Annotated in this window: 17 protein-coding genes; 10 read left to right on the top strand and 7 right to left on the bottom strand. The window is 68.0% G+C overall.

Annotated features, from left to right (window positions below; all coding sequences use genetic code 11):
• The first annotated feature begins 2 nt into the window (after positions 1–2).
• Positions 3–890, top strand: coding sequence for a neutral zinc metallopeptidase (locus BJG92_RS12250; protein ID WP_232084281.1), 888 nt, complete (start codon positions 3–5; stop codon positions 888–890).
• Between the two features lie 110 nt (positions 891–1,000).
• Here the strand turns inward: BJG92_RS12250 and BJG92_RS12255 are convergent, their stop codons facing one another.
• The 6 genes from BJG92_RS12255 to BJG92_RS12280 all read right to left on the bottom strand — a co-directional run bounded on the left by BJG92_RS12255 (position 1,001) and on the right by BJG92_RS12280 (position 6,221).
• Positions 1,001–1,333, bottom strand: a complete 333-nt coding sequence (locus BJG92_RS12255; protein WP_232084282.1) for a metal-sulfur cluster assembly factor — start codon at positions 1,331–1,333, stop codon at positions 1,001–1,003.
• 13 nt (positions 1,334–1,346) lie between these two features.
• A complete protein-coding gene (gene sufC / locus BJG92_RS12260; protein ID WP_232084283.1) occupies positions 1,347–2,144 on the bottom strand; it encodes a Fe-S cluster assembly ATPase SufC in 798 nt (265 codons plus the stop codon).
• 82 nt (positions 2,145–2,226) lie between these two features.
• Entirely contained in the window at positions 2,227–2,586 is a 360-nt protein-coding gene (locus BJG92_RS12265) for a non-heme iron oxygenase ferredoxin subunit (protein ID WP_232084284.1), read from the bottom strand.
• A 31-nt stretch (positions 2,587–2,617) separates the two neighbouring features.
• Positions 2,618–3,904, bottom strand: coding sequence for a Fe-S cluster assembly protein SufD (gene sufD, locus BJG92_RS12270; protein WP_232084285.1), 1,287 nt, complete (start codon positions 3,902–3,904; stop codon positions 2,618–2,620).
• On the bottom strand, positions 3,904–5,367 hold the full coding sequence (sufB, locus tag BJG92_RS12275; protein WP_232084286.1) for a Fe-S cluster assembly protein SufB: 1,464 nt from the start codon (positions 5,365–5,367) through the stop codon (positions 3,904–3,906). The genes sufD and sufB overlap by 1 nt, the downstream gene beginning before the upstream one ends.
• Positions 5,367–6,221, bottom strand: coding sequence for a MarR family transcriptional regulator (locus tag BJG92_RS12280; RefSeq protein ID WP_269461955.1), 855 nt, complete (start codon positions 6,219–6,221; stop codon positions 5,367–5,369). Before BJG92_RS12280 ends, sufB begins: the two co-directional genes overlap by 1 nt.
• Before the next feature lie 147 nt (positions 6,222–6,368).
• Here BJG92_RS12280 and BJG92_RS12285 point away from each other — a divergent pair, with 147 nt between their 5' ends.
• The 3 genes from BJG92_RS12285 to BJG92_RS12295 are packed head-to-tail and all read left to right on the top strand — an operon-like array spanning position 6,369 to position 9,086.
• Positions 6,369–7,337: an ABC transporter ATP-binding protein gene (locus tag BJG92_RS12285; RefSeq protein WP_232084288.1), complete on the top strand. Its 969-nt coding sequence runs from the start codon at positions 6,369–6,371 to the stop codon at positions 7,335–7,337.
• Positions 7,334–8,137 (top strand): ABC transporter permease, encoded by an 804-nt coding sequence (locus BJG92_RS12290; protein ID WP_232084289.1) that lies wholly within the window; start codon positions 7,334–7,336, stop codon positions 8,135–8,137. Before BJG92_RS12285 ends, BJG92_RS12290 begins: the two co-directional genes overlap by 4 nt.
• 7 nt (positions 8,138–8,144) lie before the next feature.
• Complete coding sequence (locus BJG92_RS12295) at positions 8,145–9,086, top strand: heme A synthase (protein WP_232084290.1); 942 nt, start codon at positions 8,145–8,147, stop codon at positions 9,084–9,086.
• A 128-nt stretch (positions 9,087–9,214) separates the two neighbouring features.
• Here the strand turns inward: BJG92_RS12295 and BJG92_RS12300 are convergent, their stop codons facing one another.
• Positions 9,215–10,177 carry a heme o synthase gene (locus BJG92_RS12300; RefSeq protein ID WP_232084291.1) on the bottom strand — a complete coding sequence of 321 codons (963 nt, stop codon included), beginning with the start codon at positions 10,175–10,177 and terminating at the stop codon, positions 9,215–9,217.
• 516 nt (positions 10,178–10,693) lie between these two features.
• Here BJG92_RS12300 and tkt point away from each other — a divergent pair.
• The 6 genes from tkt to pgl all read left to right on the top strand — a co-directional run bounded on the left by tkt (position 10,694) and on the right by pgl (position 18,952).
• Positions 10,694–12,811, top strand: coding sequence for a transketolase (gene tkt / locus BJG92_RS12305; RefSeq protein WP_232084292.1), 2,118 nt, complete (start codon positions 10,694–10,696; stop codon positions 12,809–12,811).
• Between the two features lie 66 nt (positions 12,812–12,877).
• The gene (gene tal, locus BJG92_RS12310; RefSeq protein ID WP_232084293.1) at positions 12,878–14,002 is read left to right on the top strand and encodes a transaldolase; all 1,125 of its coding nucleotides are present in this window, start codon (positions 12,878–12,880) and stop codon (positions 14,000–14,002) included.
• A 4-nt stretch (positions 14,003–14,006) separates the two neighbouring features.
• Positions 14,007–15,641: a glucose-6-phosphate isomerase gene (locus BJG92_RS12315; protein WP_232084294.1), complete on the top strand. Its 1,635-nt coding sequence runs from the start codon at positions 14,007–14,009 to the stop codon at positions 15,639–15,641.
• Between the two features lie 14 nt (positions 15,642–15,655).
• Positions 15,656–17,218, top strand: a complete 1,563-nt coding sequence (gene zwf / locus BJG92_RS12320; protein WP_232084295.1) for a glucose-6-phosphate dehydrogenase — start codon at positions 15,656–15,658, stop codon at positions 17,216–17,218.
• Positions 17,215–18,156: a glucose-6-phosphate dehydrogenase assembly protein OpcA gene (locus BJG92_RS12325; RefSeq protein WP_232084296.1), complete on the top strand. Its 942-nt coding sequence runs from the start codon at positions 17,215–17,217 to the stop codon at positions 18,154–18,156. Before zwf ends, BJG92_RS12325 begins: the two co-directional genes overlap by 4 nt.
• The gene (pgl, locus tag BJG92_RS12330; RefSeq protein ID WP_232084297.1) at positions 18,146–18,952 is read left to right on the top strand and encodes a 6-phosphogluconolactonase; all 807 of its coding nucleotides are present in this window, start codon (positions 18,146–18,148) and stop codon (positions 18,950–18,952) included. The genes BJG92_RS12325 and pgl overlap by 11 nt, the downstream gene beginning before the upstream one ends.
• Positions 18,953–18,961 lie beyond the last annotated feature (9 nt).

Consider the following 18,961-nt stretch of genomic DNA (forward strand, 5'->3'; position numbering starts at 1 on the left):
GCATGAGTTTTAATGACAACGTCCAGCTGGACCCCTCGCAGGTCCAGGATCGTCGGGGCATGGGCCGCGGCGGCAAGGTCGGAGTGGGCATCGGCGGCGGCATCGTGCTGCTGATCGCGGCCCTGCTCGGGATCGATCCGCAGCTTCTTTCAGGACTTGGCGGCACCACCCAGGACTCCGGTTCGCAGACCCAGAGCTCCAGCCCGGCCTGCAAGACCGGTGCGGATGCCGATGCCCGGCTCGACTGCAGGATTACCGGCACGGTGAACAGCCTCAACGCGTTCTGGCCCGACTACCTGGCCCAGTACAACAAGCAGTATCCCCAGCCGAAGACCGTGATCTTCGCCGGCGGCACCGGCACGGGCTGCGGCGCGGCGACGTCCGAGGTGGGTCCGTTCTACTGCCCGGCCGACTCGACGGCCTACTTTGACCCGGGCTTCTTCCAGGAACTCGTGGACCGGTTCGGCTCCTCCGGCGGCCCGCTGGCCCAGGAATACGTCGTCGCACACGAGTTCGGCCACCACGTCCAGAACGTGCTCGGCAACCTGGACCGCGCGCAGCAGGACCCCCAGGGGCCGGCGTCGGGCGCTGTCCGGGTGGAATTGCAGGCCGACTGCTATGCGGGCCTGTGGGCGCGGTACGCGAGCACCACGAATGACCCCGCCACCGGCCAGCCGTACCTGGAACCGCTGAAGGCGCAGGACCTGCAGGATGCGCTCTCCGCCGCCTCGGCCGTGGGCGATGACCGGATCCAGAAGGCCTCGACCGGCCGCGTCTCGCCCGAGAGCTGGACGCACGGCTCCAGCGCGCAGCGGCAGAAGTGGTTCTCGCAGGGCTACAAGACCGGCGACATCAACCAGTGCGACACCTTCAGCGTCGCGACCCCCTGACCACGTCCCTGAACTCAGGGGCAGCCGCGGATTAACCGCGGATTAACGACGACGGCGGCCGGCCACCTGATAGGTGACCGGCCGCCGTCGTCGTCAGGGGCGGTGGGGTCCTAGATATTGAAACCCAGGGCGCGCATCTGGTCGCGGCCGTCTTCGGTGATCCGTTCCGGACCCCAGGGCGGCATCCACACCCAGTTCAGCCGCCACTCGTCAACAATCCCGTCCAGGGCCTGGCCGACCTGTTCCTCGATCACATCGGTGAGCGGGCACGCGGCCGTGGTGAGCGTCATGTCGATGAGCAGGGCGCCGTCGTCGTCCGAGTACTTCAGGCCGTACAGCAGGCCCAGATCAACGATGTTGACCCCGAGTTCCGGGTCGATCACGTCCTTCAGTGCCTCTTCGACATCCTCGAGGCCCGTGCGGGCCACATTGAGTTCGGTCATGGCGTAGTCCTAACTAGGCCTGTGCTGCAGCCGAAGCGGCAGCGATGGTGGCTGCCCCTGCGCCGGTGGCGTAGCGGTCATAGCCTTCTTCTTCGAGGCGGTCGGCGAGCTCCGGGCCGCCCTCTTCCACAACCTGGCCGTCAACGAACACGTGCACGAACTCCGGCTTGATGTAGCGCAGGATCCGGGTGTAGTGCGTAATGAGCAAGGTGCCCATCTTGCCTTCGGCGTGGGCGCGGTTGACGCCCTCGGAGACGACCTTGAGCGCGTCGACGTCGAGGCCGGAGTCGGTCTCGTCGAGGATGGCGAACTTCGGCTTGAAGAGCTCCAGCTGCAGGATCTCGACGCGCTTCTTCTCGCCGCCGGAGAAGCCTTCGTTGACGTTGCGCTGGGTGAAGTCGGCGTCGATGCGCAGCTGCGCCATCGCGGCCTTGACGTCCTTGGTCCAGGTGCGCAGCTTGGGGGCTTCGCCGTCGATGGCGGTCTTGGCGGTGCGCAGGAAGTTCGTCATGCTCACGCCGGGGACCTCCACCGGGTACTGCATGGCCAGGAACAGGCCGGCGCGGGCGCGCTGGTCCACGCTCATCGCAAGGACATCCTCGCCGTCCAGCGTGATGGTGCCGGACGTGACGTTGTAGCGCGGGTGCCCGGCGATGGTGGAGGCCAGGGTGGACTTGCCGGAGCCGTTGGGGCCCATGATGGCGTGGGTTTCGCCGGTCCGGATGGTCAGGCTGACGCCCTTCAGGATTTCCTTCGTGCCCTGCTCGGTGTCAATGCTGACGTGCAGGTCCTTGATCTCAAGAGTAGACATGTGCCTTGTTCTCCTCTGCACCGTGCCCTCCGGCACCGTGCGGTTTCTTGTCGATAAGTGTTGTTGTGCCAGGTGCTGGCACCTAGCTGAAGTTCGGCGCCTCGGCACCGTTGAGGACGTTGGTGAAGTCCACGTAGACCTCGTCATCCACGACGCTCACGGCGAAAACGGGGACAGGATCATAGGCCGGCAGCTGGAGCGGCTCGCCGCTGCGCAGGTCGAACTGGGAACCGTGGCCCCAGCATTCGATCTTGCAGCCTTCCACTTCTCCTTCGGAGAGGGAAATGTCCGCGTGCGAGCAGGTGTCACCGATGGCGTGGATCTCGCCCATCGAGTCCTTCACGATCGCTACGGGGTAGTCGTCGATCAGGATCCGCAGCGCCTGCTTGAGGTGGATCTCGCTGGCGTTGCAGACAAGCTCGCCCTTTGGCTGTTCAGTCATTGATGGCTTCCGTGTCCTCTAGTGCTGCGCACTAGTTGTCCGTTGCCGCGAGTTCGCGCTCGACGGCGGCCGTGAGGCGCTCCTCGATGGCCGGGACCTTGATCTGCTGGATGATCTCGTTCAGGAAGCCTCGGACCACCAGTCGGCGGGCCACCTTTTCCGGAATGCCGCGGGCCATCAGGTAGAACAGGTGCTGGTCATCGAACCGTCCGGTGGCGCTGGCGTGGCCGGCGCCGGCGATCAGGCCGGTCTCGATTTCGAGGTTCGGCACGGAGTCCGCGCGGGCGCCGTCAGTGAGGACCAGGTTGCGGTTGGCCTCGTAGGTGTCGGTGCCTTCTGCTTCCTTGCGGATCAGAACGTCACCCACCCACACGGTGTGCGCGTTGCGGCCCTGCAGGGCGCCCTTGTACAGGACGTTGGACTTGCAGTTCGCCACGGCGTGGTCCACGAACAGGCGCTGCTCGAGGTGCTGGCCGGCGTCGGCGAAGTACAGGCCGAACAGTTCCACCTCGGCGCCCGGGGCGGTGAAGCGGGCCGAGGGCGTGACGCGCACGAGGTCCCCGCCCAGGCTGACGACGATGTGCTTGAACTTAGCGTCGCGGCCGAGCTTCACCTGCTGGGAGGAAGCGTGGACAGCGTCGTCGTTCCATTCCTGGAGCGAAATGACGGTAAGCTGCGCGCCGTCCTCCACGAGGATCTCAATATTCTCCGACACCACGGCGGTCCCCTGGTGGTCCAGGACCACGACGGATTTGGAGAACTTTTCCGCGACGATCACAAGATGCTGCGCCGAAGCGTCGGTGCCCTGGCCCGTCAGCAGAACGCTGACCTCGCCGTCCGCCTGGACCTCCGCCGGGACCGTGATCACGGTGGCCTCGGTGAAGTTCTCCCAGGCGTTCGCGGAGACGCGGTCCTCGGGGATGGCGGCAGAACCGATCCGGCGGTCGTCACGGCCGACGGTCTCCACGGTGACGCTGTCCGGCGCGGTGACGCTCACGGACGGTGCGGCACCGTTGAGGACCTCGGTGTGCAGGCCGCGGAGGCGCTTGAGCGGGGTGAACCGCCAGTCCTCCTCCATGCCGGTCAGCGGCTTGAAGTCCGCCAGCTTGTAGGAGGTCAGGCGGCCGGCGCGCGAGCTGTCCGGGATGCCGACGCCGCCGCCGTGCGAGTGCCGCTTGACGGCCTCGCCGGCCAGCGGTGACTTGGACGCCGCGGCGTTCAGCGGCGAAAGGCTCTCGCCTTCCTCGGTGAAACCGTTGATGAACGGCTGGGCTGAGGGCGCGCCGATGCGGGCCTTTTCAGTAGTGATGTCAGTCATTAACCGACCGATCCTTCCATCTGCAGTTCAATCAGGCGGTTCAGCTCGAGGGCGTATTCCATCGGCAGTTCGCGGGCAATCGGCTCGATGAAGCCGCGGACGATCATCGCCATGGCCTCGTCTTCGCGCATCCCGCGGGACATCAGGTAGAACAGCTGCTCTTCGCTGACACGCGAGACGGTGGCCTCGTGCCCCATGGTGACGTCGTCCTCGCGGATGTCGATGTACGGGTACGTGTCCGAGCGGCTGATGGTGTCCACGAGGAGTGCGTCGCAGCGGACGGTGTTGGCCGAGTGCTTGGCGCCTTCGCGGACCTGGACCAGGCCGCGGTAGGCGGCTCGTCCGCCGCCGCGGGCCACGGACTTGGAGACGATCGAGCTCTTGGTGTTCGGCGCGATGTGGACCATCTTGGAGCCGGTGTCCTGGTGCTGGCCTTCGCCGGCGAACGCGATGGACAGGGTCTCGCCCTTGGCACCCTCGCCCACAAGGTAGACGGCCGGGTACTTCATGGTGACCTTGGAGCCGATGTTGCCATCGATCCACTCCATGGTGGCGCCCTCTTCGCAGATGGCGCGCTTGGTCACCAGGTTGTACACGTTGGTGGACCAGTTCTGGATGGTCGTGTAGCGGACGCGGGCGCCCTTCTTCACGATGATTTCCACAACGGCGGAGTGCAGCGAGTCCGAGGTGTAGATCGGCGCGGTGCAGCCTTCGATGTAGTGGACGTAGGAGTCCTCGTCCGCGATGATCAGCGTGCGCTCGAACTGGCCCATGTTTTCGGTGTTGATGCGGAAGTACGCCTGCAGCGGGATGTCCACGTGGACGCCCTTGGGCACGTACACGAACGAACCGCCGGACCAGACGGCCGTGTTCAGCGAGGCGAACTTGTTATCGCCCACCGGAATGATCGTGCCGAAGTACTCCTGGAAGATCTCCGGGTGCTCGCGCAGTGCCGTGTCGGTGTCCAGGAAGATGACGCCCTGCTGCTCCAGGTCCTCGCGGATCTGGTGGTAGACGACCTCGGACTCGTACTGGGCGGCGACGCCGGAGACGAGGCGGCTGCGCTCTGCTTCCGGGATGCCCAGCTTCTCGTAGGTGTTCCGGATGTCCTCTGGCAGGTCTTCCCAGGTCTTGGCCTGCTTCTCCGTGGAGCGCACGAAGTACTTGATGTTGTCGAAGTCGATGCCGGAGAGGTCTGCACCCCAGGTGGGCATGGGCTTGCGGTCGAAGTACTTCAGGCCCTTGAGGCGCAGGTCCAGCATCCATTCCGGCTCGTTCTTCTTCGCCGAAATGTCCCGGACAACGTCATCATTGATGCCGCGGCGGGCGTTGGCCCCGACGTCGTTCTTGTCGGCCCAGCCGTATTCGTAGTTGCCGATTCCGTGGAGCTCGGGATTCTTTTCCAGAATCTCCGAAATCACAGTAGATTCAGCAACCTTCTTCTCTGATAGTTGGTCCGTCATCACGGCCTTTCTTGCAGATGGTTGGATACTTCGTCCAGGTTGCCCGGGGTGGTTGCAGGGCGGTGTTGCCCAGCGGCCGCCGGACGGCCTGTAGGTATATGGGTGGTGCACACGTGCCCGCCGCGTGCCAGGGTGGACAGCCGGCGTACGTCGACGCCGACCAACCGGGAGAACACCTCGGTCTCCACGTCGCAGAACACGGGGAACTGGGCGGCCAGCTGCTGGATGGGGCAGTGGCCCTGGCACAGCTGCACGCTTGAAAGCGCCGCGGGCAGGGGGGCTTTGGCTTCGATGGACGCAGCGGAGGCGACAAAGCCGTCGCGGGTGAGTGCCTCGGCGAGCACCAGGGCGCGGGCCCTGATGTCCGGCCCGGCCTCCTCGATCTCGGGCGCGTAGCGGCGCTCCATCTCCGCAAACCGTTCGACGGCGAACTGCCGCACCGCCTCGGGGCCCGCCATTTCGCTGAGCCGCTGCAAGGCCAGCGTGGCGATGTCGAGGTAGTCGTTGCCAAGGGTGGACTGCCCCTGAGAGCTGAGCACGTAACGGCGGGCGGGGCGTCCCGCGCGGGCGCCGGAGCGGGCCACCCGCTTGACCTCGATCACGCCGTGGCGTGAGAGGTGGTCCAGGTGGCGGCGGACGGCGGCCGGGGTAAAGCCGAGCAGGTCGCCAAGTTCGGCGGCGCTGATCGGTCCGTGCTCGAGCACCGCGTTCAGGACGCGGTCGCGGGTGCGTTCATCGGCGTCGGACGCGTGCACCGCTGCCGGAGGCACTACCGCAGCCGCCGCCGGAGGCGTGGCGGCGGCAGCGGTGGCCGCCCCGCGCCGCACAACGGCAAGAGAGGAAGTAGAGCTCATGGAATACACAACACAATCATGTCGTAATTTACTCCCCCGATCCAGTAAGGCATGGCTATGCTCCGGGGGCCCGATGACGCCCCCGCCGCTGGGTGCAAGCGGGGTGCGGGCCGCGCCGGCCGGTACTACATCCCGTAGAATGCTTTGGTGCGATCTCCCGAGTCCCCCGTCCTGGCCATCAGCGGGCTAGTTAAGGATGTTGGCCCGTTGCCCGCCCTTGACGGGAAGATGCTGCGGGTCGTCAGCGGCCTGTCCCTCTGCGCGGAGCGCGGGCAGGTCACGGCACTGCTGGGCGCCAACGGTGCGGGCAAGACCACCACCATCGAATGCGCCCAGGGGCTGCAGAAACGCACGGCCGGCAGCATCAGCCTGCTGGGCCAGGACCCGGACACTGCCGGCGCCGGACTGCGCGCGCGCGTCGGCGTCATGCTGCAGGACGGCGGGCTGCCGCCGTCGGCCCGTCCCATTCCCCTGCTTCGGCATATTGCCGGCATGTATCAGGACCCGTGGCCCGTGGACGAGCTCATCACCCGGCTCGGCATCGACGCATTCAGCCGCACCTCGGTGCGGCGCCTGTCCGGCGGGCAGAAACAGCGGCTCGCCCTCGCCGCCGCCCTCGTCGGAAACCCCGAGGTCCTCTTCCTCGACGAACCAAGCGCCGGGCTGGACCCGCAGTCCCGGCAGATGGTGTTTGAACTCATCTCCGAACTGCGCAACCGCGGGATGGGGATCATCCTGACCACCCACCTCATGGACGATGCCCAGCGCCTCGCCGACTACGTCTACATCATCGACGCCGGCCGCAACGTTGCCGAGGGCACGGTCGCGCAGCTTCTTGCCCACCAGCTCCCCGCCGGTGCCGGCGAACAGCACATCCGGACGCTGCTGTTCGAAACCCGGCCCGGACTCGATTTCACGGATGTCCTGCCCGACGGCGTCGTCGTCACGGAAGCGCGTGCCGGCAGCTATGCCGCCACCGGTGCCCTGACGCCGTCGGACCTGGCCGCGCTGACGGCCTGGTGGGCAGCGCGGGGGATCATGCCCAGCTCCCTGAGCCTGGAGGCGCGCAGCCTCGAGGACGTCTTCCTGGACATCTCCGGAAGGGAGATCCGATGACCAGCGTTCCAGCCGGCGCCCTGGCGGGCAATGCCCCTCCCCCTGGCCCCGGGCCGGGCAGCGCACCCGCGCCGCTCCTGCGCCGGATCCTGCTGCAGGGTAAATACGAGACCGTCACCATGCTCCGGAACGGTGAGCAGCTGATCCTGGCGATTGTGCTGCCGTTGCTGGCCATGGTGGGCCTGACCGTCACGCCCCTGTTGGACGGGCTCGGCTCCAGCCGGATCAACGTGGCCGTGCCCGGCATCCTGGCCCTGTGCGCGATGTCCACCGCCTTTACCGGGCAGGGCATTTCCACCGGCTTTGACCGCCGCTACGGCGTCCTGCGCTTCCTGTCCACCACTCCCCTGGGCCGGACCGGGCTGATTGCCGGGAAAGTCCTGGCCGTCCTGGCCGTGCTCTTCCTGCAGGTGCTCGTGGTCTCCGCGGTCGCCCTGATGCTTGGCTGGCAGCCCGATCCGCTGGGTTGGCTGCCGGGGCTTGCCCTGCTGGTGCTGGGCGCCGCGTCCTTCACCGCGCTGGGCCTGCTCGTGGCCGGCACCGTCAGGCCGGAGGCGACCCTGGCTATCACCAACCTGCTGTGGATCCTGCTGGGCGCACTGGGCGGGATCGTGATCCCGGCCGAGCGGCTGCCCGCGCCGGCACAGGCCGTGGTGCACTTCCTGCCTTCAGGGGCGCTGGGACAGGCACTGCGGGACGCTTTCCTGGACGGCACTGTCAATGCCGGTGCCGTTATTGTCCTGCTGCTGTGGACGGCCGTCGCCGGCGGCGCAGCAACCCGTTGGTTCAAGTGGAATTGAGAATACTGTGAGTACGGCGTCCCGCCCCCGGATCGTTTCCCGGCTTGCCTCCAGGCTGCCCGTTACCGTCGACCCGACCGTCAGGCGGCTTGCCGTGCTGTCGCTCATCGGCCAGATCGTGCTCGTGGTCACCGGCGGAGCAGTCCGCCTCACGGCCTCGGGCCTCGGCTGCCCGACGTGGCCGCGCTGCACGAACGCCTCCCTCGTGAACACCCCGGAGATGGGGATCCACGGCATCATCGAGTTCGGCAACCGGCTCCTGACCTTCGCGCTGGCCGCCGTCGCCGTCATGATGCTCGTGTACCTGTGGAACCTGCGCAGGGAACGCCGCGACCTGTTCCTGCTGGCCCTCGGCCTGCTGGCCAGCATCCCGGTCCAGGCCGTGATCGGCGGCATCACCGTGCTGACCGGGCTGAATCCCTGGGTGGTGGGCCTGCACTTCCTGGTCTCCATGGCGCTCGTGGTTCTCGCGACGCTGCTCGTGAACCGGGCCTTCGGCCGCACGGGCAGGGCCCGGACTGCTGAACTGGCCGCGCTGCCGGGCGCCGCACGCCCGGTGATGACCGCCGTCGCGCTCTTCTCCGCAATTGCCGTCTGCCTGGGCGTCGTCGTGACCGGAGCCGGCCCCCACGCGGGTGACGCCGACGCGCCGCGCAACGACCTGGACTGGGACCTGTTCTCGCACATCCACGCCGTCCCGGCCTACCTCGTGACCGCGGGGGCGCTGTTCGGACTGTTCCTGGTCCTCCGGGACCGGATCGGCGGCCCCTTCCGCAGCGCCGTGTTCATGCTCCTGGGCGTGACCGTGCTGCAGGCCGTCATCGGGTTCACGCAGTACTACAACGGCATCCCGGCGCTGCTGGTCGGAGCGCACATGTTGGGTGCCGCGCTGCTGATGAGCGCCGCCACCAACGCAGCAGACCTGGCCCGCTACAGCCCGGTGAAGTAGCCCGGCGAAGTAGCCCGGCTAAGTAGCGCCCCAACAAACAACGCGGGGTCACTTACGGCCCATCCGGAGTGCCGGAATGGGCCGTAAGTGACCCCGCGTTGTGGTTGCTGCGGAGAGGGGCGGGGGTGCTAGCCGCCCATGATCGGGGAACCGATGAACGGGTCCACGGCCAGGGCGATGAACAGCAGGGTCAGGTAGCTGATGGACCCGTGGAAGACCTTCATGGCGCCCTTGTTGGACACATCCCCGTCGTGCGCCCGCGTGTACAGGGCGTGGGATTCGTAGAGGAACCACCCGCCGGCAGCGACGGCGGTGACGGTGTAGACCCAGCCGGCGCCGCCGGCCGGAACCAGCAGCAGCGAGCAGGCCACCATGGCCCACGCGTACAGGACAACCTGCACCGAGACCACCTTGGCGCCGGCGATGGCACCAAGCATCGGCACGTTGGCGTTGCGGTAATCCTCGCCGTAGCGCATGGACAGCGGCCAGTAGTGCGGCGGGGTCCAGAGGAAGATCACCATGAAGAGGACGACGGCGGGCCACTCCACCGTGTTGGTCACGGCGGCCCAGGCAATCAGGACGGGGAAGCAGCCCGCGGCCCCGCCCCAGACGATATTTTGGGCGGTGCGGCGCTTGAGGATCATCGTGTAGATGACAACGTAGAAGACGATCGCGCCGAGTCCCAGCCAGGCGGCCAGCGGGTTGGCCCCGAACCAGAGGATCGCGATCGCGGCCGCGCCGAGGAGCCAGGAAAAGACGAGGGCCTCGCGCGGGGTGACCTCGCCGGTGACCAGCGGCCGCTTCTCGGTGCGGTGCATCAGTTTGTCAATGTCGCGGTCGATGTAGCAGTTGAAGGCGCCGGCACTGCCGGCGGCAAATGCGCCGCCCACGAGCGTCGCCAGGATCAGCCCGATCGACGGGAAGCCGCGCTCCGCGTAGATCATGGTGGGCAGGGTGCTGACCAGCAGGAGTTCGATGACGCGCGGTTTCGTGAGGGCCAGGTAGGCCTTGGCCTTTCGGGCGTAGCCGATTCTCCCCGGGTTGGGAGTGGTGGTCAGCGGCGTATCTGTTGTGCTCACGGTGGCAGTCACTCTGTTCTGTCTCGCTGTTCAGTCCGGCTTGCTTATGCAACGCGCGATTCGTACGGAGGGGGTCCACGCGCAGTGCGCGGGCGGGTCCTCGCCCCCGTGGGTAGCCACGCACCATCATACCGCGGACCCGCGGGACGCCGGGCCCCCGGGGGTGCCCGGCCACACGGAAATGGTTCGACCTTGTTAACGGGTGCCCACCGCCGCCGCGGAGGACGGTGATTCCTATCAGCGGAAATCCGGTCCATTTGGTGAGATATGCGCTGCCCGGCAGGCGGAATAGGGCTAAGCTGTCTCCAGGTCAGCGCGCACTGGTCACTGCCTGCAGGCGGTCTCCCGGGCGGCAAATGTGCGGCTGCATCTGCACCCGTGCCAAGGCACACGCGACTGAATGATAGATCAACGTTTCGATGGTGAACGGCTGGTACGTACCGCAGCGGGCACCGAACTGTGCCCCGGGCGGGACTGACCCTACCATCCGCCGTCAGCATAGAGAGGGGCCCGGTTTTCGTGCCACATTTGGAAGAGCAAGAACTGTCATGGACCAGCTTGGACCAGCGCGCCGTGGACACCGTCCGCGTCCTCGCCGCCGACGCCGTGGAGAAGGTCGGCAACGGCCACCCCGGCACCGCGATGAGCCTGGCGCCGGCCGCCTATCTCCTCTTCCAGAAGCTGATGCGGCACGACCCCAAGAACCCCGACTGGCTGGGACGGGACCGTTTTATCCTTTCCCCCGGCCACACCTCGCTGACGCTCTACATCCAGCTCTTCCTCTCCGGCTACGGCCTGGAGCTGACTGACCTGCAGGCCCTGCGCACGTGGGGTTCGCTGACCCCGGGCCACCCGGAATACCGGCACACCGCCGGAGTCGAAATCACCACCGGCCCGCTGGGCCAGGGGCTCGCCTCGGCCGTTGGCTTCGCGTACTCCCAGCGGCGCCAACGCGGCCTCTTCGACGCCGACGCCGCCCCGGGCACCAGCCCGTTCGACCACACCATCTGGGTCATCGCCTCCGACGGGGACCTGCAGGAAGGCGTCACCTCCGAAGCGTCCTCGCTTGCCGGCCACCAGGAGCTCGGCAACCTCGTCGTCATCTACGACGAGAACCACATCTCCATCGAGGACGACACCGACGTCGCCTTCACCGAGGATGTGCTGAAGCGCTACGAGGCCTACGGCTGGCACACCCAGCGTGTCGACTGGACCCGGACCGGGGAGTACAAGGAGGACGTGCAGGAACTTCACGCCGCCCTCCTCGCCGCCAGGGCCGAGACGGACAAGCCCTCCATCATCTCGCTGCGCACCATCATCGGCTACCCGGCGCCCAAGAAGCAGAACACCGGCAAGATCCACGGCTCGGCGCTCGGCGCCGAGGAAGTCGCGGCCCTCAAGGAGGTCCTCGGCTTCGACCCGGCCCGCACCTTCCAGGTTGACGAGGACGTCCTCGCCCACACCCGGGAAGCGGTGGACCGCGGGGCGGCTGCCCGGAGCGAGTGGCAGGCCGCCTTCGAGGCATGGCAGGCAGGCAACTCCGAGGGTGCCGCGCTGCTGGAACGCGTAGAGGCCCGGAAGCTCCCGGCCGAGCTCGACGCCGCCCTCCCGGTTTTCGAGGCAGGCAAGGATGTGTCCACGCGGGCCGCCTCCGGCAAGGTGCTGAACGCGATCGGGCCGGTCATGCCGGAACTGTGGGGCGGCTCTGCTGACCTCGCCGAGTCCAACAACACCACCATCGAGGGCTCGCCGTCGTTCATCCCCGCCTCCCGGCAGACGAAAGCGTGGAAGGGCAACCCGTACGGACGGGTGCTGCACTTCGGCATCCGCGAGCACGCTGCGGCGTCGATCGTGAACGGCATCAGCCTGCACGGGCGCACCCGCGCCTTCTCGGGCACGTTCCTGATCTTCAGCGACTACCAGCGCCCGGCGATCCGCCTCGGCGCGCTCATGGGGGCCCCGTCCCTGTACGTCTGGACGCATGACTCGATCGGGCTCGGCGAAGACGGACCGACCCACCAGCCCGTGGAGCAGCTCGCCTCGCTGCGGGCCATCCCGGGCCTGGACGTAGTCCGTCCGGGCGACGCCAACGAGGTCGCGGCGGCCTGGAAGATGATGCTGGAGAACCACGGAAACCCGGCCGGCATTGTCCTGACCCGGCAGAACATCCCCACCTACGCCCGCGGAACAGGTGACGCCGAAGGTGACGCGTTCGGCTCCACCGCCGGCGTCGCCAGGGGCGGCTACGTCCTGGCTGAAGCGTCGGACAACGGCCGGACCGCCGAGGCCCGGGTCATCCTGATCGGTACCGGTTCCGAGGTCCAACTGGCCGTCGACGCCCGCGAAGCCCTGCAGGCCGAAGGCATCCCCACCCGCGTCGTGTCCATGCCCTGCGTGGAATGGTTCACGAAGCAGGACGCCGCCTACCGGGAAGCCGTACTCCCCGCCGCGGTCAAGGCACGTGTCTCCGTCGAAGCCGGACTGGCCCTGGGTTGGAAGGAATTCGTCGGCGACGCCGGGCGCTCGGTCTCGCTCGAGCACTTCGGCGCTTCAGCCGACTACAAGCGCCTCTTCCAGGAATTCGGCATCACCGCTGAGGCCGTCGCCGCCGCGGCCAAGGAATCCCTCGCCGGCCTCCCCGCCTGACCCAAACTTCACGCTTTCCGGGCCGCCGCCCCACCGGGCGGCGGCCCCAGACTCCAGGAGTGACATATGACCCCCACCTCTACCCCCACGCAGCAGCTCTCCGATGCCGGCGTCTCGATCTGGCTCGATGACCTCTCCCGCGGGCGCCTCGACACGGGCACCCTGCGCACACTCATTGAAGAGAAGAATGTTGTCGGTGTCACCACGAACCCCAGCATCTTCCACGCGGCGATCACCGCCGGCCACGACTACGACGCCGTCATCGCCGCCCAGGCGGCAGCCGGCGCCAGCGTCGAGCAGACCGTCTTCGCCATCACGACGACGGACGTCGCGGACGCCTGCGACCTCTTCGCCCCGGTGGCTGCCGCCAGTAACGGCGTCGACGGCCGCGTCTCGATCGAAGTGGACCCCCGCCTCGCGTGGGACACCGCCGGCACAATCACCGAGGCCAAGGAACTCTACGCCAAGGTCAACAAGGACAACGTCCTGATCAAGATCCCGGCCACCCTCGAGGGCCTGGAAGCCATCACGGCCACCTTGGCAGCCGGCATCAGCGTCAACGTCACCCTGATCTTCTCGCTGGAGCGCTACCGCGCCGTCATCAACGCCTTCCAGAGCGGACTGGAGCAGGCCAGGGACAACGGCCATGACCTCGCCAGGATCCATTCGGTGGCCTCCTTCTTCGTCTCCCGCGTGGATTCCGAAATCGACAAGCGCCTCGACGCGATCGGCACCGACGAGGCACGCGCCCTCAAGGGCAAGGCCGGGCTGGCGAACGCCCGCCTCGCCTACCAGGTCTACGAAGAGCTCTTCTCCACCGAGCGCTGGGCCGTCCTGGCGGACGCCGGAGCCCGCCCGCAGCGTCCGCTGTGGGCCTCCACGGGTGTGAAGGACCCGGCCTACCCGGACACCCTGTACGTCACGGAACTCGTCGCCCCCGGCGTCGTGAACACCATGCCGGAAAAGACTCTCGACGCGACGTTTGACCACGGCACCGTCACCGGCAACACGATCAGCCGCGGCTACGACGACGCCAACGCCACGCTGAACGCCCTCGACGCCCTCGGCATCTCCTACAACGAGGTTGTCGCGGTGCTCGAGTCCGAAGGCCTGGACAAGTTCGTGGCGAGCTGGAAGGAACTTCTGGCCGACGTCGAGGTTGCCCTCGCCGCTGCCCGGAAGGACGCCTAGCCCCATGACCACCCTCAGCTACGACGCCACGGGCGCCGCCCGCCTGGCCCACGACCAGCACCTGCCCGCCCTGCTCCAGGACAAGGTGGCCACCCGGATCTTCGCCAAGGACCCCACCCTGTGGGGCCCCGACGCCGAGGCCGAGGCTGCCGTCCGGCTCGGCTGGGTTGAGGCCGCCACCCTCTCCCAGCCGCTCGTGGCGGAGATCCTGGCACTCCGCGACGAGCTCCGCTCGGAAGGGGTCACCCGGATTGTGCTGTGCGGAATGGGCGGTTCCTCGCTGGCCCCCGAGGTCATCGCCGGAACAGCGGGCGTCGAGCTGACAGTGCTGGACAGCACCGACCCGGAACAGGTCGCCGCCGCCCTCGCGGACCGGCTGAGCGAAACCGCGATCGTGGTGTCCTCGAAGTCAGGCTCCACCCTGGAGACGGACTCCCAGCGGCGGATCTTCGAGCACGCGTTCACCGAAGCCGGGCTTGACGCGAAGAGCCGGATCATCATTGTCACCGATCCGGGTTCACCGCTGGACAAGTCCTCCCGTGAGACCGGCTACCGTGCCGTCTTCAACGCCGACCCCAACGTCGGCGGACGCTATTCGGCCCTCACGGCGTTCGGACTGGTGCCGTGCGGCCTCGCCGGCGTCGACATCCAGGCTTTCCTGGACGAGGCGGAAGAAGCCGCCGAGGTCCTGAACGAGGACGGCGCGGAGAACATCGGCCTCGCGCTCGGCGCCGCCCTGGGCGGCACGAACCCGCTGCGCAACAAGATCGTCATCGCCGAGGACGGATCGGGCATCAAGGGATTCGCCGACTGGGCCGAGCAGCTCATCGCCGAATCCACCGGCAAGTCCGGTACCGGCGTGCTGCCGGTCGTGGCAGGACCCTCCTCGCCGGAAGCCGTCCGCGGCGCCGCCGACGTTTTGGTGATCCGGCTCGTCGCCCCTGACGCCGACGTCCAGCTCGGCGAGAACGAAGTGGCGATCGCCGGCGGACTGGCCACGCAGATGATGACGTGGGAGTTCGCCACGGTTGTGGCCGGGCGCCTCCTCGGCATCAATCCCTTTGACCAGCCGGACGTCGAGGCCGCCAAGGTGGCCGCCCGCGGTCTGCTGGATGCCCAGCCGGACCCGACGCCGGCAAACTTCACCGACGGCGCCATCGAGGTCCGCGGCGGGGACTGGCTCGGCGGCGCCGGCAGTGCCGCGGAAGCGGTGGGCGCACTGGTCCGGGAGCTCGGCGCGGACGGCTACCTCAGCGTCCAGGCCTACCTTGACCGGCTCGCCTACGCGCCGCTGGAGGGTGTCCGGGACCAGCTGGCAGCGCTCAGCGGCCGTCCCGTCACGTTCGGCTGGGGCCCGCGGTTCCTGCACTCCACCGGCCAGTTCCACAAGGGCGGGCCCGGGATCGGCGTCTTCCTGCAGGTGACGGCCGCGGCCGATGCCGACCTCGCCATCCCGGACCGTCCCTTCACCTTCGGCGAACTGATCTCGGCGCAGGCGGCCGGCGACGCCCAGGTGCTTTCCGATCACCGCCGTCCGGTCTTGCGCCTGCACCTCACGGACCGCGCAGCCGGCGTCCGCCAGTTGCAGGATCTCGTCACGACGCTCGCCGGCCAGGCCGCACCCTCCCTCGAAAGCTAAGGCACCCACGCAAAATGCCAGAAACAATGACCGGCGGCCGGAAGCCCGCGGGCCGGGGGCGCAACCCGCTCCGGGACCCGCGGGACCGCCGCCTGAACCGCATCGCCGGACCGTCCTCGCTGGTCCTGTTCGGGGTCACGGGGGACCTCGCCCGCAAGAAGCTCATGCCGGCCGTCTACGACCTTGCCAACCGCGGACTGCTCCCGCCCAGCTTCGCCCTGGTGGGCTTCGCCCGGCGGCAGTGGGACAACGAGGACTTCGCCGCCGAAGTGAAAGCTGCGGTGAAGGCCTACGCCCGGACCCCGTTCGACGAAACGGTGTGGAAGCAGCTGTCCGAGGGCATCCGCTTCGTGCAGGGCGAGTTCGACGACGACGACGCCTTCGAGCGGCTCAGCGACACCGTCGATGAGCTCGACGAACAGCGCGGAACCCGCGGCAACCACGCGTTCTACCTCTCCATCCCGCCAAACGCCTTCGAGCAGGTCTGCCGGCAGCTGTCCAAGCACGGCCTGGCGCAGGCCGAGGGCGACAAATGGCGCCGGGTGGTCATCGAGAAGCCCTTCGGGCACAACCTCGAATCGGCCCGCCAGCTCAACGACATCGTCGAGTCGGTCTTCCCGCCGGACGCGGTCTTCCGGATCGACCACTACTTGGGTAAAGAGACGGTCCAGAACATCCTGGCGCTGCGCTTCGCCAACCAGCTCTTCGAGCCGCTGTGGAACGCCAACTACGTGGACCACGTGCAGATCACCATGGCCGAGGACATCGGCACCGGCGGCCGGGCCGGGTATTACGACGGCGTGGGCGCGGCACGCGACGTCATCCAGAACCACCTCCTGCAGCTGCTCGCGCTGACCGCCATGGAGGAGCCGATCTCCTTCAACGCGGACCACCTGCGCGCCGAAAAGGAAAAGGTCCTCGCCGCCGTGAGGCTCCCCGAGGACCTTTCCACCCACTCGGCCCGCGGTCAGTTCACGGGCGGCTGGCAGGGCGGCGAAAAGGTCGTCGGCTATCTGGAGGAGGACGGCATCCCGGCCGACTCCAAGACGGAGACGTTCGCCGCGATCCGGGTGGACATCAACACCCGGCGCTGGTCCGGGGTGCCGTTCTACCTGCGCGCCGGCAAACGGCTGGGCCGCCGGGTGACGGAGATCGCCGTCGTGCTCAAGCGCGCCCCCAACCTGCTCTTCACGGACCACGGTGAGGACGACTTCGGCCAGAACGCCGTCGTGATCCGGGTCCAGCCCGACGAGGGCGCCACCATCCGCTTCGGTTCCAAAGTCCCCGGCACCCAGATGGAAGTCCGCGACGTGACCATGGACTTCGGTTACGGGCACTCCTTCACCGAATCCAGCCCCGAGGCCTACGAACGCCTCATCCTCGATGTGCTGCTCGGCGAGCCGCCGCTGTTCCCGCGCCACGCGGAGGTGGAGCTGTCCTGGAAAATCCTCGATCCCTTCGAGGACTACTGGGCGTCCCTGAACGAACAGCCCGAGCCCTACGGACCCGGAAGCTGGGGCCCCGCCTCCGCCGACGAGCTCCTTGCCCGCGACGGACGAACCTGGAGAAGGCCATGATCGTAGATCTTCCCGACACCACCACCTCCAAGATCTCCAAGAAGCTCATGGCCCTGCGCGAGCAGGGCGGCGTGATCGCGCTGGGCCGGGTGCTGACCCTGGTGGTGGTCACCAAGTCCGGGCTGGAAGAGGAGGCCATCGAGGCCGCCAACGAGGCCAGCCGGGAGCACCCTTGCCGGATCATCGTCCTGGCCGACGCCGGGGCCAAGACCCCGACCCGGCTCGACGCGCAGATCCGGGTGGGCGGCGACGCCGGAGCCTCCGAGGTGGTCGTGCTGCGCGGTTACGGTGAGCTCGCCGAGGAAAGCGAATCGCTCGTCGCGGCCCTGCTCCTGCCGGATGCGCCGATCGTGGCCTGGTGGCCGCACGGGGCCCCGAAGAACGCCTGCGAGACCTCCATCGGCAGGATCGCCCACCGCCGGATCACGGATTCGGCCAACGAGGCCGATCCGCAGCGCGCACTCGAGAACATCCGCCGCACCTACAGGGACGGCGACACCGATCTTGCCTGGACCCGGCTGACCAACTGGCGGATCCAGCTTGCCGCGGCGCTGGACCAGGTGGACGCGTCCCCGGTGACGGCGGTCGCCGTCGAAGGGGCCTCCGACTCCCCCAGCACCATCCTGCTCGCTGCCTGGCTGACGGTGGCCCTGGACGCACCGGTGACGATCGTCGCGGACCCCGCCGGCACCGGCATCCGGCGCGTCCGGCTCACCCGCACCGGCGGGGACGTGCAGCTCTTCCGGCCGGGCCTCACCGTCGCCGAACTGACCCAGCCCGGGCAGCCGGTCCAACGGATCTCGCTGCCGCGCCGCAGCCTGAAGGACTGCCTGGCCGAGGAGCTGCGCCGGCTGGATCCCGACGAAGTGTTCGGTGAAGTGATTACTATTGGACTGCCCCGTACCAACCTAAGGAGTGTCCGTCCCAGTGAGCGCTGACCCCAGAGTAAGCATCCATCCCGACTCGTCCGTGCTCATGGCCGCGATCGCGGCCCGCCTGATAACCAAGCTTGTGGATATCCAGGACAGACACGGCGAGGCGACAGTGGTGCTTACCGGGGGCTCGATGGGAATCGGCTCGCTCAAGGCCGTGGCCGACTCGCCGGCGGCGCCGGCGGTCGATTGGTCCAAGGTGAACTTCTGGTGGGGCGATGAACGCTTTGTGGCCGCGGACGATCCCGAGCGCAACGCGGGCCAGGCGCAGGAGGCGCTGCTCTCCCGCATTGCGGCGGACCCGGCCCGTATCCACGTGCCGGGATCCGCGGATGACTTCGCGACGCCCGAGGAAGCTGCTGCGGACTATGCCCGGCGGCTCGCGGAAGCGGCGGCTGCTGAGCACGCAGCCGATATGTCCGATGACCGTCCGGAGAGCCCGGGGACGCTCCCCCGTTTCGACATTGTCCTGCTGGGCGTCGGACCGGACGCGCACGTGGCCTCGCTCTTCCCCGAGCACGCCGGCATCCGGGAAAAGGAAATGACCGTCGTGGGCGTCCGGAATTCACCCAAGCCCCCGCCCCTGCGGGTGTCCCTGACCCTGCCGGCGATCAACAGCGCCTCGGAGATCTGGATGGTGGTGGCCGGCGAGGACAAGGCCGGCGCTGTGGGGCTGGCGCTGGCCGGCGCGAACCCGGTGCAGGTGCCGGCGGCAGGTCCCCGCGGCCGGAACGAAACGCTGTGGCTGATCGACGAGAACGCGGCCGCGAGGGTTCCGGAACAGTTGGTCCGCAAAGGCTAACCCGCCCGG

The sequence above is a fragment of the Arthrobacter sp. SO5 genome (genome assembly GCF_020532805.1).
Taxonomy (GTDB): domain Bacteria; phylum Actinomycetota; class Actinomycetes; order Actinomycetales; family Micrococcaceae; genus Arthrobacter.

What these genes read in the sequence shown, in the direction of transcription:
- BJG92_RS12255 (WP_232084282.1), bottom strand. Translation starts at nt 1,333, where the DNA reads ATGACCGAACTCAATGTGGCCCGCACGGGCCTCGAGGATGTCGAAGAG.
- BJG92_RS12265 (WP_232084284.1), bottom strand. Translation starts at nt 2,586, where the DNA reads ATGACTGAACAGCCAAAGGGCGAGCTTGTCTGCAACGCCAGCGAGATC.
- sufD (WP_232084285.1), bottom strand. Translation starts at nt 3,904, where the DNA reads ATGACTGACATCACTACTGAAAAGGCCCGCATCGGCGCGCCCTCAGCC.
- BJG92_RS12315 (WP_232084294.1), top strand. Translation starts at nt 14,007, where the DNA reads ATGACCACCCTCAGCTACGACGCCACGGGCGCCGCCCGCCTGGCCCAC.
- BJG92_RS12280 (WP_269461955.1), bottom strand. Translation starts at nt 6,221, where the DNA reads ATGAGCTCTACTTCCTCTCTTGCCGTTGTGCGGCGCGGGGCGGCCACC.
- sufB (WP_232084286.1), bottom strand. Translation starts at nt 5,367, where the DNA reads ATGACGGACCAACTATCAGAGAAGAAGGTTGCTGAATCTACTGTGATT.
- tal (WP_232084293.1), top strand. Translation starts at nt 12,878, where the DNA reads ATGACCCCCACCTCTACCCCCACGCAGCAGCTCTCCGATGCCGGCGTC.
- zwf (WP_232084295.1), top strand. Translation starts at nt 15,656, where the DNA reads ATGCCAGAAACAATGACCGGCGGCCGGAAGCCCGCGGGCCGGGGGCGC.
- BJG92_RS12250 (WP_232084281.1), top strand. Translation starts at nt 3, where the DNA reads ATGAGTTTTAATGACAACGTCCAGCTGGACCCCTCGCAGGTCCAGGAT.
- BJG92_RS12325 (WP_232084296.1), top strand. Translation starts at nt 17,215, where the DNA reads ATGATCGTAGATCTTCCCGACACCACCACCTCCAAGATCTCCAAGAAG.
- BJG92_RS12290 (WP_232084289.1), top strand. Translation starts at nt 7,334, where the DNA reads ATGACCAGCGTTCCAGCCGGCGCCCTGGCGGGCAATGCCCCTCCCCCT.
- sufC (WP_232084283.1), bottom strand. Translation starts at nt 2,144, where the DNA reads ATGTCTACTCTTGAGATCAAGGACCTGCACGTCAGCATTGACACCGAG.